Here is a 14,951-nt window from a genome sequence, read left to right on the forward strand (position 1 = left end):
AATCAGTTCCGGGCAATGTGAAAAGGAAAGTCCGGCAGCCCGTCAAGCGCGGCCTTGAGACTGTCGCTCCAACTGGCCGAGATCACGCGATACCACGAATCATTGGCCTCGATCCGGCGCTCATACTTGATGCTCAAATCGTCGCGTCCGATCACCACCAGATCAAGCGGCATACCCACCGACAGATTGGCCTTGAGCGTCGAATCAAAGCTGACCATCAGCAATTTGACCGCATCCTCGAACGCCATTTTGCGGTCATAGCCGCGCAGGATGATCGGGCGGCCGTATTTCGTCTCGCCAATCTGGAAAAACGGCGTGTCGAGCGTGCCCTCGATGAAATTGCCTTCGGGATAGATCATGAACAGGCGCGGCTCCTGCCCCTCGATCTGTCCGGCCAGAATCAGCGTTGCGCCAAATTGCCCCGCCGCCTGCGGCCCCACATCGGCGTCGCGCTCGGCAATCGTCTCGCGCAGAGTCTTGCCCACGATGCCCGCCATCTGAAACATGGTCGAGGCCTCCAGCACGCAATTGTGCCGTTCGCTGGGCAGCTTGAAACGTTCCTCGATCTTAGACACAACCGCCTGAGTTGTCGCCAGATTCCCGCTGGTCATCAGCGCCACGACCCGTTCGCCCGGCACTTCCCAATGGAACAGCTTGCGGAAGGTCGAGATGTTGTCGACGCCCGAATTGGTGCGGGTGTCGCTCATCAACACCAGACCGGCATCCAGCATCATGCCAACACAGTAGGTCACTTGCTTCCCCTTATAGCGCTATACCCCGCGCGAATCCTTAGGCTGCGGTTGCACAATAATGCCTGCTACAGTCAAGGAAAGATGGCCTTGAGAGCGTGACCCTATGGCAAAATACCAAGGATCGCGTCACCGCTCCCCTGCGTAGGCTCCGATAGGGCGGATAGTAGGGAGGCTTTACTGTTCCACCACCTGCTGCTGGGCCACTTGAACCGCCACCGACAGCACCGCCGCGCCCCCGCCCTGCGCCATGCTGGTGACAGGCGCGGCGTCGCGGTAATCGGCGCCGACGGCAAGGCGCACATAGGTGTCGTCCGGGCAGGTATCATTGGCCGCATCGAACCCGACCCAGCCCAGCCCCGGCACATGCACCTCGGCCCAGCCATGGCCCGCACCCTGATCCACGCGCCCCTCGATCACCAGATAGCCCGATACATAGCGCGCAGGCAGGCCCATCAGGCGCGCGGCCGCGATGAACACCTGCGCATGATCCTGACACACGCCTTTGCCTACCGCCAACGCGGCCTCTGCGGTGGTGGCCGCGCCGGTATGCCCCGCCTCATAGACCACCGCCTTGTTCACCGCCGCCATCAGATCGTGCAGCGTGGCAATAGTGTTGCTGCCGTCATGGCTGAATTTTGCGGCCAGAGCGCGGATCTTTGGTCCAGGTTTCGTCAATTCGGTCGGATTAGCCAAGATCCAGAGCGGCATGAAACCGGTATGCGCGCCCGCCACGCCCGCCTTGTCATAGGTTTCGATCATGCCCTGCCCGGTGATCGTGATCTCGCCATTGCCCGTGCCCAGCGAGATCAGCGAGACGAGGTTGCGGTTGTGATCCTCATAGGAACATTCGATCGCCCCGCCCTGCACCGACAATTGCCAGCCCAGCACTTTTTGCATCGCGCAGTCGCGCGGCGTCAGGCGCAGGCGTTGCACCCCGTGCCAGACCGGCTGGTCAAAGCGGTAATGCGTCTGGTGCTGGATCGAGATACGCATGGGCTGGCTCCGGGCCTATTCGGTGAAACGGTAATCGGCGGCAATGGCATCGGCCACCAGACGGTTGGTGGCGAGGAATTCGGTGATGAATTCATGCAGGCCATGTTCGAAAATATCGGTGATCGTGGTCTTGCCCAGCTTGTCGCTGGCCTCTTTCTGCATCAGATAGGCGGCGGTTTCCTGATGATAATCGCGGCACAGCCATTCCATATTGCTGGTCAGTTTGCGCAGGCAATAGGTCAGGCTGCGCGGGAAACGACCATCAAGTATCAGGAATTGCGCGATCCCCTTGGGATCAAGCGCCCCGGCATGGAGCCAGCGAAACGCCCGCTCGCCCGCAACGCTGCGCAGCACCATTTCCCATTGCGCATTGTCCAGCCGCGACCCCACCCAGGCCGCCGAGGGCAGCAGCACATGGTATTTCACGTCCAGAATGCGCGCCGTATTATCCGCCCGCTCCAGATGGGTGCCGATGCGGGCAAAGTTGAAAATATCATTGCGCAGCATCGTGCCTTCCATCGCGCCGCGCACGCTGGTGGCCTGTCGGCGGATGACGTCGAGGACATGCCCCAGATCAGCCTCCTTGACCGGCTTGGCCAGCAGCGACTGAAGCTGCATCCAGCTTTCATTGGTCACTTCCCAGACCTCGCGGGTGATGGCGGTGCGCACCATGCGCGCATTCGTGCGCGCAGCCTCCATCATGGAGAGCACAGACCCATCATTGCCCGCCCCGCGCAGCAACCAGTTGGTGATGGCAGGCCCCGACATATCGCCGGTATAGCCGTCATCCATCCCCAGCGTGACCAGCACGGAGCGCCATTCATCGCTGGCCACCGTATTGCCGCGCGTCAGCGCCATGCGGAAACCGGCGTCGAGCAAGCGCGCGGTATTTTCGGCGCGCTCCAAATAGCGCGCCATCCAAAAAATGCCCCAGGCGGAACGTCCCAACATATCCTATCCCTTATTCCGCCAGAACCCAGCTGTCCTTGGTGCCCCCGCCCTGCGACGAATTGACCACCAGCGAGCCTTTCTTGAGCGCCACGCGGGTCAGGCCGCCCGGCGTGATGTTGATGCCATGAGGCGAAACCAGCACGAAGGGCCGCAGATCGACATGGCGCGGGGCCAGACCCGCCTTGGTAAAGATCGGCACGGTGGACAGCGAAAGCGTGGGCTGGGCGATGTAATTGTCCGGGTTGGCGCGCAGCTTCTTCTCAAAGGCGGCGATTTCTCCCTTGCTGCTGGTCGGCCCGATCAACATGCCATAACCGCCGCTGCCATGCACCTCCTTCACCACCAGTTCGGGCAGGTGATCGAGCACATAGGCCAAAGCGTCAGCCTCGCTGCACCGCCACGTCGGCACATTCTTCAGGATCGGCTTTTCGCCAGTGTAGAATTCGACGATCTCGGGCATGAAGCTGTAGATCGCCTTGTCATCGGCAATGCCGGTGCCCGGCGCATTGGCGATGGTGATGCCCCCGCTGCGATAGACATCCATGATGCCCGCCACGCCCAGCATCGAATCGGGATTATAGGTCAGCGGATCGAGGAAATTGTCGTCCACCCGGCGATAGAGCACGTCGATCGCCCGCCAGCCCCGCGTGGTACGCATACAGACGCGGCCATCGACCACCCGCAGATCGCCTGCCTCGACCAGTTCGGCGCCCATCTGATCGGCCAGAAAAGCATGTTCGTAATAGGCCGAATTGAAAATGCCGGGCGTCAGCACCGCCAGCACCGGCCGGTCGCTCCCTTGCGCGGCGGGCGGCGCGCAGGCGGCCAGCGAACGGGCCAGCGCGCGCGGATAATCCGACACCGGCTGCACCGCGACCTTGGTGAACAGGTCGGGGAACATCGCCATCATCGTCTCGCGGTTCTCCAGCATATAGGAGACGCCCGAGGGCGTGCGCGCATTATCCTCCAGCACCATGAAATCATCAGGCCCGGTGCGCACAAGGTCGATGCCCACGATATGGGTGTACACCCCGCCCGGCGGCGTAAAGCCCACCATTTCAGGAAGAAACGCCTCATTCTGCGCCAACAGGCGTTCGGGCAGCTTGCCCGCCTTCACAATCTCGCGCTTGTGATAAAGGTCGTGGAGGAAAGCGTTGAGCGCACGCACCCGCTGGTCAATCCCGCGCGAGAGTTTCTTCCATTCATCCGCCGTGATGATGCGGGGGATCATGTCGAATGGGATCAGGCGCTCCTGCCCCGCATCCTCGCCATAGACGTTAAAGGTGATGCCGGTGCGGCGAAACACATCCTCGGCATTCTTGCCCTGTTTCTCAAGCCACTTGGGGCTTTGGGCCTCGTACCACTCGCGATAGCCGGCATAGGCGGGACGCACATTCCCTTCGGCATCGAGCATCTCGTCATAAGACGAGATCGTGGTGGATGGCATAGAACACCCCTTGAATACTGTCCGGCTCGAACACCCACGGCCGGTTATCTGGGCTCAAGCTGCAACAAACTTCTGCCATTGCCAAGCGCCTTGCTGCGTATGCGAAAGAAAAAATAGCGGTGTATAGACAAGTGTCGATTTGCCTTTAAAGTCCGCCGCGCACAGCATGGTTCTGGCCCGATTTTAGCCCACCCTTGCAGAACGCATCGCGAACGCCCATAGATAGGCCATGGCTGAACTTATCATCCGCCGGGGCCTTTCCGAACCCGACACTGACGGCACCTTTGTCCCCCATCGCCCTGCCCGCCCGCCCAAGGCCGAAGGCAGTCCGCCCCTGCGTATCGTCAGCGATTATACGCCCAGCGGCGATCAGCCCACGGCGATTGCCGAACTGGTACAGGGCATCGAAAGCGGCGACAAAACGCAGGTTTTGCTGGGCGTTACCGGCTCAGGCAAGACCTTCACCATGGCGCAGGTCATTCAGGCGACGCAGCGCCCCGCGCTGATCCTGGCGCCCAATAAAATTCTGGCCGCGCAATTGTATGGCGAGATGAAGAGCTTCTTCCCCGACAATGCGGTGGAATATTTCGTCTCCTATTACGATTACTATCAGCCCGAAGCCTATGTCGCGCGTTCGGACACCTATATCGAAAAGGAATCCAGCGTTAACGAGGCCATCGACCGGATGCGCCACTCGGCCACGCGCGCTCTGCTGGAACGCGAGGATGTCATCATCGTCGCCTCGGTGTCCTGCCTTTACGGCATCGGCTCGGTGGAAACCTATGCCGCGATGATCTTTGACCTGAAGGTCGGAGAGTCGCAGGATCAGGGCGAAATCATCCGCAAGCTGGTGGCCATGCAGTACAAGCGCAACGAGGTGGCCTTTGCGCGCGGCACCTTCCGCGTGCGCGGCGACAATCTGGAAATCTTCCCCAGCCACTATGAAGACATCGCCTGGCGCATCAGCTTTTTCGGCGATGAGGTCGAAGCGATCAGCGAGTTCGATCCCCTGACCGGCAAAGCGGGGGCCAAGCTGGACAAGATCCGCGTTTACGCCAACAGCCACCACGTCACCCCCGGCCCGACCATGAAGCAGGCGATGGAGGCGATCCGTTTCGAACTGCAGGTGCGGCTGGAGGAACTGAACGCGGAAGGCAAATTGCTGGAGGCCCAGCGGCTGGAGCAGCGCACCAATTTCGACCTTGAAATGATCGCGGCCACGGGTTCTTGCGCAGGCGTCGAGAATTACTCGCGCTTCCTCTCTGGCCGCCTGCCGGGCGAGCCGCCACCGACCCTGTTCGAATATCTGCCCGACAATGCCCTGCTGTTTGTCGATGAAAGCCACCAGACCGTGCCCCAGATCAGCGCGATGGCCCGAGGCGACCATCGGCGCAAGATCACGCTGGCCGAATATGGCTTTCGCCTGCCCAGTTGCATCGACAACCGCCCGCTGCGTTTCAACGAATGGGATGCGATGCGCCCGCAAACGGTGGCGGTTTCGGCCACGCCCGGCGGATGGGAAATGGAGCAGTCCGGCGGCGCCTTTGCCGAACAGGTGATCCGCCCCACCGGCCTGATCGACCCACCGGTCGAAATCCGCCCGGTCGAGGATCAGGTGCAGGATTGCATCGAGGAATGCCGCAAGACCGCAGCGCTCGGCTATCGCACTTTGGTCACCACCCTGACCAAGCGCATGGCCGAAGACCTGACCGAATTCATGCATGAGGCGGGCGTCCGGGTCCGCTATATGCACTCCGATGTGGAAACGCTCGAACGTATCGAGCTGATCCGCGACCTGCGCCTCGGGGTCTATGATGTCCTCATCGGCATCAACCTGCTGCGCGAAGGGCTCGACATTCCCGAATGCGGGCTGGTCTGCATTCTGGATGCGGACAAGGAAGGCTTCCTGCGCAGCGAGACTTCACTGGTGCAGACCATCGGCCGCGCGGCGCGCAATGTCGATGGCCGCGTGATCCTATATGCCGACCGCATGACCGGCAGCATGGAACGCGCCATCGCCGAAACCGACCGCCGCCGCGCCAAGCAGGAAGCCTATAACGAGGCCCACGGCATCACGCCCCAGAGCATCAAGCGCAACATCCACGACATCGTCGCGGACACCGCTTCGCGCGATGGGGTGCTGGTCGATATCGAGGATGACGGCGTCAACAACCTCGTCGGCCACAATTTGCGCGCCTATATCGAGGACCTCGAAAAGCGGATGCGCACCGCCGCCGCCGATCTCGAATTCGAGGAAGCCGGGCGGCTGCGCGACGAAATCCGGCGTTTGGAGGCCACCGAGCTTGGCCTGCCGGAAGGTGAGCGTAAGGCGCCCATCGTCGGGCGGTCGAATGAGGGCAAGCCGGGGACCCGTAAGACGCGGTTTGGGAAGCAGCAGAAGAAGTGGGGGAAGTAGGGGGCTAAGAGATGCCTCCGGCGGGCAAAGGGCGCGGGCCCTTTGCAATCCCGTTATTGTTTGCATTGCGCTTTGAGTTCGGCCTTGGGTGTCGGAGGCGATGTTTTGATTGGAAAGCCTGCGGCGCCAGTCAGCGCAACGCCTCACCGCCGGAGGCTATAGATGCCTACGGCGCTGCCCACAAAGAGCAACGCCGCCAACCAAACACAACATAGACATTACCGGGATTGTTAAGGGCCCCCGCCCTTAACCCGCCGGAGGCAAAACCTCACAACTTCCCAAACTTGGCCTCATACCCGGCCACATCCCCGGCCGCCAGAAACCCCGCCTGCGCCACCCACTGATCCCGCGTGGCGCGCCCGGCAAAGGTGCCAAGCTGCGCGTCAATCGCCACAATATCAGCCTCAGACCACGCGGCGATCTGGGCAAAGCTGACCACGCCCAACTCGGCCAGACGCGCTTTCAGCTTCGGCCCCAGCCCTTTGATGCGGGTCAGGTCGTCGCTCTGGGTTGCGGCTTCCTGTGCGGCCACAGCCTCAGCCAGATCGCCGAAAGCATCAGCCTCCACCTCAGCCTTGACCGCCACCTCGGCCAACGGTTCGGCCACGCCCAGCGACACGGTCGAGGCGGCACTTGGCGCGTTGATCAGCGCGGAGTTGCGCTGCGCCGGTGCCACGCCCTCGTCCAGAGCATCGGGCGCGCGATGACGTTCACGCGTCTTGCCGCGCCCGCGCAGCAGCAGGCCCGCCAGCAGCGCCAGCAGAACCACCGCGCCGGCGATCACCAGAGGATAGGACTGGAACAACTCAACCATCAAAACGCCTCACACATCCATCAATTACGCGGCCTGCTCGCCCTTTTGGCGGCGGAACAGCAAACGGTCGGCCGGGCCAAAGCCCAGCCGCCAGATCACCAGGCAGTAAAGCCCCAGAATCGCGGGAATGCCCAGAGCAATCTGCGCCCATTCCGGCAAAAACCGCACCACCGCCCAGCCCAGCGCGCCCGCCGCAACAGCGGCTGCAAACAGCGACCAGCGCAGCGTCTCGACCTTATAGCCCAGATGCCATTGCAGCAGCCGCGACTTGACCAGACTGGCGATGGAGAGCGTGACCATCAGCGCGCCTGCGGCAGAGGCGGCCTGATCCATCTCGTCGAAGTAAAATCCGCCCGAAATCAACATGCCCGCCAGCGTGAAAATCGCCTGAAGCCCGATCGTGGCCAGCGAGAGCCAGAGGTTACGCAAGGGGGCGATATAGATCAGCGCCGCCTCGCTGACGACCGCAGGCGCGGCGCAGACTTCGGCGCCCAACAGGAACGCCAGCGCCAGCATCCCGCCAGTGAATTGCGGCCCGACCAGCCCCAGCACCCCGTCGCCCGGAATGCCCAGCGCCAGCGCGATTCCCGCCTGAGCAGCCGTGATCCAGAAGCCCACCTGACACACCTGCCGGGCAATCGCTTCCAGATTGCCTTCCTTCAGATTGCGCGTGATGACCGGGCCAAGGATCGGCTCGAAACTGGTTTTCAGCTTTTGCGGCAGGCTGGCCACCTGCTGCGCCACATAATAGACGCCGACCGAGGTGGGCGTGGCGAACATGCCGAGGATGGCGATGTCGATACGCCGCGTGCCCCATTCCACCGCATCGGCCACGGCCAGCGGCATGGTGTTGAGCGCAAGCCGCCCAATCCGCAACGGATGCGGCGTCCAGTCCAGCGGCAGGCCATAGGAACGCAGCAGCGGCACCACCGCCGAAACCATCGCCGCCGAAACCGAAACCACATAGGACAGCGTAAGCCCGCTGGCGCCCAGATGGGTCCACCACCCTTGCGTCCCGCCCCATTTGCCCGCAGCCCAGAACACGCCCGCCGCGATGGAGAGCGTCCACGGCTCGATCACCGAACGCGCGCGCACCGTGGCGCCCACGTCAAAGCGATAGGCCAGCGCCGCCAGCGCAATATCGGTCAGCGCGGTTGGCGCAATGGCCATCACCAGCCAGCGATCCCAGGCGGAAAACTCGCCCGAAGGGAACATCGGCCAGGGAAAGAGGAAAAGGCCCAGCGTCACCGGCACCGCGATCAGCACGGTCAGCACCACGCCATCGGCGATCACATGGGCCGCATCGCGATCATCATCGGACAATCTTTGCGCGATGCCGCGCTTTTGCCCCAGCGTGCAAAGCTGCGAGGCCAGTTCGATCACCACCAGCGCCGAGGCGAAACGCCCCAGCGCATCGGCGCCATACAACCGCCCGGCGATGAACAAAAACGGCAGACGCGCGGCCAGACGCAGCAGGAAGCCGAAGAAATTGGTCCGCCCGCCTTTCGCCAGCGTGTTGAGATCGCGATTGACCACTTCGTCCAGCGCAGCGCCGGACGAGGATGCAGCACCCGGGGCGGCCGCATCGGTCAGGGGGAGGGCAACAGGTTGACTCAAGCAAAACTCCCGTGCGCCGGGGTATCATCCCCCGGCTCGGAACGATCCGCCAGCTCGGCCTTCAACGGCCTTGCCAACAGATCCGACACCACCGCCCCCGCCGGCGCTTCCCCCGAAAGCAAACGACAGACGGCATCGACAATCGGCATGGCAATTCCGGCCCGATGGGCCAGATCCGCCAGAACCGGGGCAGTATGCGCGCCCTCCGCAACGCTGGATTTCCCCGAGAGCGCCTGTGCAGCGCTCTGCCCTTGGCCCAACGCCTTGCCAAGTGAATAATTGCGACTGGCCGTGCTGGCGCAGGTCAGGATCAGATCGCCCAGCCCGCACAGGCCCGAAAGCGTTTCGGCCCTCGCCCCGCGCGCCACGCCAAAACGCAGCATCTCGGCATAGCCGCGCGCGATCAGCGCCGCGCGCGCATTCTCGCCCAGCCCCAAGCCTTCGACCACACCACAAGCAATCGCCAACACGTTTTTCACCGCCCCGCCAATTTCCGCACCCACAACGTCGGGCGAATAATACGGGCGGAAAGCTGCACGGGCGATGACTGGCGAAAGGCGTTGCCATTGCTCCTCGCCGCCCGAACAGGCCAGCGTGATCGCGGTGGGCAATCCCATCGCCACTTCGCGCGCAAAGGTGGGGCCGGACAAGACAGCAATCTGGGCCGAGGGATGAGCGGCGGCGGCCACATCGGCCATCAGTCGCCCCGTCCCCGCCTCGATCCCCTTCGAACACAGCACCAGATCGCGCGGGGCATCGGCCAGACCGGCCAGCACGCCCCCCATGAATTGCGCCGGGCACACCACCAGAATCGTCGACAGACCGGCCAGGTCGCCCATATCGCAGGTCGCGCGCACCGCCTTGGCAATGGTCACGCTGGGCAGATAGGTCGTATTGGTCCGCCGCCCATTGATCTCCTCGACCAGCGCAGCCTCGCGCGCCCACAGGATCGCTGGCGTGCCATCACTGGCCACCATTTGCGCCAGAGCGGTACCCCATGCTCCGGCACCGATGATGCCAACCGCGCTCACGCCTTCACCCCCGCCCCGCGCGCGGGCGCGGCATCGGGGTCCAGCGGCCAGCGCGGCCTTGCGGCAAAATCGAGCGGATCGCTGATGCCAAGCGCGAAACGTTCAACGCCCGCCCATGCGATCATCGCGGCATTATCGGTGCAAAGCTGCAACGGCGGCGCGACAAAGCGCAAGCCAGCCCCCGCCGCCAGCCCTTCGAGCGCGGCGCGAACCGCCTTGTTGGCCGCAACGCCCCCCGCCACGACCAGCGCGGTCACATCGCCCGCCACCGCCATCGCGCGCTTCGTGCGATCGACCACGCAGTCCAAAGCGGCCTGCTGAAAACTGGCGGCCAGATCGGCCTGCGAATATTGGCCCGTTTCATAGGCGCGCAGCACCGCGCTTTTCAGGCCCGCAAAGGAGAAATGCGGTTCTGTCCCGCCCAGCAGCGGACGCGGCAAAGGCACCGCGCGCGGATTGCCCTCCAACGCCAGCCTTTCCACCGCAGGCCCGCCCGGATAGCCCAGACCCAAAACCTTGGCGGTCTTGTCAAACGCCTCGCCCAGCGCATCGTCGATGGTGGTGGCAAGGCGGGTGTAATCGCCCACGCCATTGACCCGCAGCAATTGACAATGGCCCCCGCTGACCAGCAGCAGCAGATAGGGATAGGCAAGCTCGGCATCGGCCAGACGCGGCGAAAGCGCGTGGCCTTCGAGATGGTTGATCGCCAGCAGCGGCTTGTCGGCCGCCATGGCCAGCGCCTTGGCCGTGACCAGCCCGACCATCACACCGCCGATCAGCCCCGGCCCGGCCGTTGCCGCAATCGCATCGACATCGCCAAGCCCCAGCCCGGCGTCGGCCAGCGTCGCTTCGACCATCGGGGCCAGTCTTTCGGCATGGGCGCGCGCGGCGATTTCGGGCACCACGCCGCCATAGGGGCGATGCTCTTCGTCCTGACTGGCGATGCGCTGGGCCAGAATCACCCGGCCATCGGTGACCAGCGCCACCGCGGTTTCATCGCAGGATGATTCGATACCCAGAATAATCTTCAAGGGTTTGGCCACCCGTCCTCATGCGTTCTGCGCTTCCCCTTAGCGAGATTGCAGTTTAGCACAACCCACCATGCCTGAATCACCAGAAACCCAAAACCGCATTTTGCGCCTTGGCACCCGTGCCTCCCCCCTCGCCATGGCCCAGGCCTATGAGACCCGCGCCCGGCTTTGCGCGGCCCATGGCTGGGGCGAAAGCGCAGTGGAAATCGTGCCCGTCACCGCCAGCGGCGACAAGGTGCTTGACCGCCCCTTGGCCGACATTGGCGGAAAAGCCTTGTGGACCAAGGAACTGGACCTTTGGCTGCACGAAGGCGTGATCGACTTTGCAGTCCATAGTCTGAAAGATGTGGAAACCATCCGCCCGGACTGGCTGACCATCGCGGCGATTCTCCCGCGTGAGGATGTGCGCGATTGTCTGGTGGGCGCATCCAGCATCGCGGCCCTGCCCCATGGCGCGCGGCTGGGCACCAGCGCGCCGCGCCGTGCGGCTCAGGCGTTGAATTTGCGGCCTGATCTCAAGATCGTGCCCTTTCGCGGCAATGTCGCCACGCGCCTTGGCAAGCTGGCCGTCGGAGAGGCCGATGCCACCTTGCTGGCCATGGCGGGCCTTAACCGGCTGGATCAGGCCGATGCCGGCACCCCGCTGGAGGCTGACGAATGGCTGCCCGCGCCGGGGCAAGGGGCCATCGCCATCGAATGCCGTACCGATGATGCCGCCACGCGCGCCTTGCTGGCCACCATCGACCATGCCGACAGCCGCATCGCCGTGCTGGCCGAGCGCGCCTTGCTGGCAGGCCTTGGCGGCACATGCCATTCGGCCATCGCCGTGCGCACCGTTCAGCAATCCGGCAGCTGGCATCTGCTAGCCAGCCTGTTCAGCCCCGATGGCGCGGATCGAATCGACGGACAGACCGCTTTTGCCGCGCTCGACCACGGACCCATTACCGCTCTGGCCGCTGATCTCCTGTCACGGGCGTCTGATACGATTGCCATGCATTTTTCCGGAGCCGCCGCCCCTTTATGAATTCCCCCATCGTGATCCTTCGCCCCGAACCGGGCGCCAGCGCATCGTTGCAGGCGGCGGTGGCCTTGGGGCTGGATGCCTATGCCTTTGCGCTGTTCACCACCGTGGAGCGCGCATGGGATGCTCCGACGCCCGATGCCTTCGACGCATTGCTGCTGGGCAGCGCCAATGCGCTGCGCCATGGCGGGGCGGGGCTGGCGGTCTATGCGGGAAAACCGGCCTATTGCGTGGGCGATGTCACCACGCAGGCAGCCGCCGCGCGCGGGCTGACCATCGCGGGCAAGGGGCATGGCGGGCTTCAGGATGTGCTGGACAAGGTTTCGGGCCATGCCCGCCTGCTGCGCCTGTCGGGCGAGGAGCGGGTGGCGCTCTGCCCTCCCCCCGGCGTCACGGTTGCGGAGCGGGTGGTCTATGCCAGCCTGCCCGCGCCCATGCCGGTGGAGCTGGCGCGGCTGCTGTCGGTGGCGGCGCTGCCCGCCATCATCGTGCTGCTGCATTCGGGCGCGGCCGCGCGCCATTTTATTGCGGAATGCGCCCGGCTGGGCCTGTCGCGGGCGCGGATCATCGCCATCACCATTGGGCCGCGCGTCACCCAAATCTGCGATGAAGCGGGGGGCTGGTGCGATGTGTTGACTGCATCGCAGCCCAGCGATGCGGCGATGCTGGCTTTGGCGCGGCAAACGTGCCAGACTGACACGGGTTTGGATGGGGGTCTGGCCGGACAATGAACGAGGAATATCCCAATCAGCCGCGCGCCGAGAAGCGGGCAGGCTGCGCCGGGCGGGCGGTCGCTTTTGCGCTGGTCTTTGCGCTGGGCGCGGGGGTGACGGGCTTTGCCGGATGGCAAATGGGCTGGATGCATCATGGCATCATGCCGATGATGGTCACCAATGCCCCGGCCATCAGCCCCGTTGGCGAGGCGCAGATGAATGCACGCATCGCCACGCTCGATCAAAAGCTGCGCTCGATTGAAACGCAGGCCGCGCTGGCCAGCGGTCAGGCGGGCCGGGCCGAGGCGCTGCTGGTCTCCATCGCCACGCGCCGCGCGATTGAGAGGGGCACGCCGCTGGGCTATCTGGAGGGGCAATTGCGCATCCGCTTTGGCGAGGCGCTGCCACAGGTGGTCAATGGCGTGATCGCCTTTGGCCGCGCGCCGATCACGCAGGACCGACTCTCGGCGCAGCTCGACGTGCTGGCCCCGCAATTGACCGGGCCGGAGGATCAGCAAAGCACATGGTCCAAGGTTCAGCGCGATCTTTCGGGCCTGTTCGTGCTGCATAGCGAAACGCGCCCCGCCGCGCCCGATCCCAAGATGCGGCTAGATCATGCGCGCCTGTGCCTGCGCGAGGGGCGGATCGAGGATGCGATTGCCGACGTGCGCCTGTTGCCGGGCGCCAAGGCGGCGCAGGGCTGGATTACGGATGCTCAGCGCTATGCCACTGCGATGCATGCGCTGGATGCGCTCGACACTTCGGCGCTGCTCGAACCCAAGGGGCTGCGCGATGGTCAGGGGCGGTTGATTGAACAGGCCAGCCCGCTGGCGGGGCCTGCTCAGGCAGAGCCGTCTCCGGCGCCTGCGCCCTCTTCCGTAAAGCCTTAACGCAGCAGGCCCGGCAGCTGGCCCGAAAGGCCGCGCGCCTCGTTCATAAAGAAGGTTTTGAGGCTTGGCATCCGCTGCACCGCGCCCATGCCAAGCCGACGAACCGCGCTGGCCGTGCGGCCCGGCACGCCGAACAGGCGCACGATGCCATCCATCACACTCATCGTCGTGAAATTGTCCAGCGCGCGCCAGTTTTCATAGCGCTTCAACACCTGCGCATCGCCCGGCTCCAGCCCAAGGCGCATACTTTCGGCCAGCACCTCGACCAAGGCCCCCACATCGCGCAGGCCAAGGTTCAGCCCTTGCCCGGCAATCGGGTGCATCCCATGCGCGGCATCACCCACCAGCGCCAGACGGTCGCCCACGATGCGCGTGGCGTTCTGATAGGTCAGCGGATAGGCCATGCGCTTGGCGATCAGCTCGATCCCGCCGAACATGCCCTGCATCCGCTTTTCGATTTCGGCAACGAAGGTGCCATCCGACAGCGCCTTGACCCCGGCCGCATCCTTGGTCGGCACGGTCCAGACCAGCGCGCTGCGATGCACCCGGCCCGAGGCGGTGGGGGTTTTCAGATCGAGCAGCGGCAGCAGCGCAAACGGCCCGGCGGAATAGAAGATTTCCCAGGCCACATTGTCATGCGGCCGATCATGGGCCAGCGCGGTGACAATCGCAGTATGGTGATAATCCCAAGCGACAAGGCCGATGCCGTCCTCTTCGCGGGTCGGGCTGCGGCGCCCCTCGGCCCCGATCAGCAAATTACCCGGCAGGACACGGCCATCGGACAAAGTAGCCGAAACGCCATGCGGCCCGCGCTCGCGCTTCACCACATCGGCCTTGGTATGCCATGCGATATTAGGCTCATGGCGCGCGGCCTCGAACAGGGCGAGGCGGATGTCGCGATTGGAATACATCCGGCCCAGCGTGCCTTCATTGGCCTTGGGGCGGAAATCAATGCGGCCCGGCTTGTGCTGATCGGTCACGGCGATCGATTCAATCGGACAGCCCAGCGGGGCCAGCACATCGCCAAGGCCGATATTGGCAAACAGGTTCCAGCTTGCCGCGCTGATCGCCGAGGCGCGGCCATCGACGCCTTCTGCGGTCAGGTCGGCGGGGTCTTCGCGCTCGACCACATGGGACGTAATGCCCTGTTTCGCCGCAGCAAGGGCCAGCGTCATGCCGACGAGGCCGCCCCCCAGAATAACCAGATCTTTGGACGGCAAGACGCTAGCGGAGTCGGGATGGCTGTTCATGCCATCCCGCTACGCCTGTTATGCC

General features: G+C 64.1%; 13 protein-coding genes. 4 read left to right on the plus strand and 9 right to left on the minus strand.

Translation table 11 applies throughout. From position 1 onward, the window contains the following. Window positions 1-2: 2 nt before the first annotated feature. The 4 genes from GGR38_RS17075 to GGR38_RS17090 all read right to left on the minus strand — a co-directional run bounded on the left by GGR38_RS17075 (window position 3) and on the right by GGR38_RS17090 (window position 4,143). Window positions 3-752, minus strand: coding sequence for a peptidase (locus GGR38_RS17075; protein ID WP_183627374.1), 750 nt, complete (start codon window positions 750-752; stop codon window positions 3-5). A gap of 174 nt (window positions 753-926) precedes the next feature. Continuing rightward, on the minus strand, window positions 927-1,745 hold the full coding sequence (locus tag GGR38_RS17080) for a transglutaminase family protein (RefSeq protein WP_183627375.1): 819 nt from the start codon (window positions 1,743-1,745) through the stop codon (window positions 927-929). Between the two features lie 15 nt (window positions 1,746-1,760). Next, on the minus strand, window positions 1,761-2,696 hold the full coding sequence (locus tag GGR38_RS17085) for an alpha-E domain-containing protein (protein ID WP_183627376.1): 936 nt from the start codon (window positions 2,694-2,696) through the stop codon (window positions 1,761-1,763). A gap of 10 nt (window positions 2,697-2,706) precedes the next feature. After that, window positions 2,707-4,143, minus strand: coding sequence for a circularly permuted type 2 ATP-grasp protein (locus GGR38_RS17090; protein WP_183627377.1), 1,437 nt, complete (start codon window positions 4,141-4,143; stop codon window positions 2,707-2,709). A 229-nt stretch (window positions 4,144-4,372) separates the two neighbouring features. Between GGR38_RS17090 and uvrB the strand changes: the two genes are divergently transcribed. After that, on the plus strand, window positions 4,373-6,559 hold the full coding sequence (gene uvrB, locus GGR38_RS17095; RefSeq protein ID WP_183627378.1) for an excinuclease ABC subunit UvrB: 2,187 nt from the start codon (window positions 4,373-4,375) through the stop codon (window positions 6,557-6,559). Window positions 6,560-6,827: 268 nt separating this feature from the next. Here the strand turns inward: uvrB and GGR38_RS17100 are convergent, their stop codons facing one another. The 4 genes from GGR38_RS17100 to tsaD are packed head-to-tail and all read right to left on the minus strand — an operon-like array spanning window position 6,828 to window position 11,052. Then, window positions 6,828-7,373 carry an NADH-quinone oxidoreductase subunit E gene (locus GGR38_RS17100; protein ID WP_183627379.1) on the minus strand — a complete coding sequence of 182 codons (546 nt, stop codon included), beginning with the start codon at window positions 7,371-7,373 and terminating at the stop codon, window positions 6,828-6,830. Window positions 7,374-7,397: 24 nt separating this feature from the next. Beyond that, window positions 7,398-8,990 carry a lipopolysaccharide biosynthesis protein gene (locus tag GGR38_RS17105; RefSeq protein ID WP_343059151.1) on the minus strand — a complete coding sequence of 531 codons (1,593 nt, stop codon included), beginning with the start codon at window positions 8,988-8,990 and terminating at the stop codon, window positions 7,398-7,400. Beyond that, a complete protein-coding gene (locus tag GGR38_RS17110) occupies window positions 8,987-10,021 on the minus strand; it encodes an NAD(P)H-dependent glycerol-3-phosphate dehydrogenase (RefSeq protein WP_183627380.1) in 1,035 nt (344 codons plus the stop codon). Before GGR38_RS17110 ends, GGR38_RS17105 begins: the two co-directional genes overlap by 4 nt. Then, entirely contained in the window at window positions 10,018-11,052 is a 1,035-nt protein-coding gene (gene tsaD, locus GGR38_RS17115) for a tRNA (adenosine(37)-N6)-threonylcarbamoyltransferase complex transferase subunit TsaD (RefSeq protein WP_183627460.1), read from the minus strand. Before tsaD ends, GGR38_RS17110 begins: the two co-directional genes overlap by 4 nt. A 70-nt stretch (window positions 11,053-11,122) precedes the next feature. On the opposite strand from tsaD, the gene hemC reads away from it, so the two are divergent. Genes hemC through GGR38_RS17130 form a run of 3 tightly spaced genes read left to right on the plus strand, consistent with a single transcriptional unit; the run spans window position 11,123 to window position 13,676 of the window. Then, window positions 11,123-12,076: a hydroxymethylbilane synthase gene (hemC, locus tag GGR38_RS17120; RefSeq protein ID WP_183627381.1), complete on the plus strand. Its 954-nt coding sequence runs from the start codon at window positions 11,123-11,125 to the stop codon at window positions 12,074-12,076. After that, window positions 12,073-12,804, plus strand: coding sequence for a uroporphyrinogen-III synthase (locus GGR38_RS17125; protein WP_183627382.1), 732 nt, complete (start codon window positions 12,073-12,075; stop codon window positions 12,802-12,804). The genes hemC and GGR38_RS17125 overlap by 4 nt, the downstream gene beginning before the upstream one ends. Beyond that, window positions 12,801-13,676, plus strand: a complete 876-nt coding sequence (locus GGR38_RS17130; RefSeq protein WP_183627383.1) for an MICOS complex subunit MIC60 — start codon at window positions 12,801-12,803, stop codon at window positions 13,674-13,676. Before GGR38_RS17125 ends, GGR38_RS17130 begins: the two co-directional genes overlap by 4 nt. Here GGR38_RS17130 and GGR38_RS17135 read toward each other — a convergent pair. After that, entirely contained in the window at window positions 13,673-14,926 is a 1,254-nt protein-coding gene (locus GGR38_RS17135) for a UbiH/UbiF/VisC/COQ6 family ubiquinone biosynthesis hydroxylase (protein ID WP_183627384.1), read from the minus strand. The genes GGR38_RS17130 and GGR38_RS17135 overlap by 4 nt on opposite strands. Window positions 14,927-14,951 lie beyond the last annotated feature (25 nt).

It is taken from the genome of Novosphingobium sediminicola, assembly GCF_014196525.1.
In the GTDB taxonomy this organism is placed as follows: domain Bacteria; phylum Pseudomonadota; class Alphaproteobacteria; order Sphingomonadales; family Sphingomonadaceae; genus Novosphingobium; species Novosphingobium sediminicola.

Excerpts from the sequence above, each read along its gene's own strand:
- GGR38_RS17080 (WP_183627375.1), bottom strand. The coding sequence starts at position 1,745 with ATGCGTATCTCGATCCAGCACCAGACGCATTACCGCTTTGACCAGCCG.
- GGR38_RS17085 (WP_183627376.1), bottom strand. The coding sequence starts at position 2,696 with ATGTTGGGACGTTCCGCCTGGGGCATTTTTTGGATGGCGCGCTATTTG.
- GGR38_RS17090 (WP_183627377.1), bottom strand. The coding sequence starts at position 4,143 with ATGCCATCCACCACGATCTCGTCTTATGACGAGATGCTCGATGCCGAA.
- uvrB (WP_183627378.1), top strand. The coding sequence starts at position 4,373 with ATGGCTGAACTTATCATCCGCCGGGGCCTTTCCGAACCCGACACTGAC.
- GGR38_RS17100 (WP_183627379.1), bottom strand. The coding sequence starts at position 7,373 with ATGGTTGAGTTGTTCCAGTCCTATCCTCTGGTGATCGCCGGCGCGGTG.
- hemC (WP_183627381.1), top strand. The coding sequence starts at position 11,123 with ATGCCTGAATCACCAGAAACCCAAAACCGCATTTTGCGCCTTGGCACC.
- GGR38_RS17125 (WP_183627382.1), top strand. The coding sequence starts at position 12,073 with ATGAATTCCCCCATCGTGATCCTTCGCCCCGAACCGGGCGCCAGCGCA.
- GGR38_RS17130 (WP_183627383.1), top strand. The coding sequence starts at position 12,801 with ATGAACGAGGAATATCCCAATCAGCCGCGCGCCGAGAAGCGGGCAGGC.
- GGR38_RS17135 (WP_183627384.1), bottom strand. The coding sequence starts at position 14,926 with ATGAACAGCCATCCCGACTCCGCTAGCGTCTTGCCGTCCAAAGATCTG.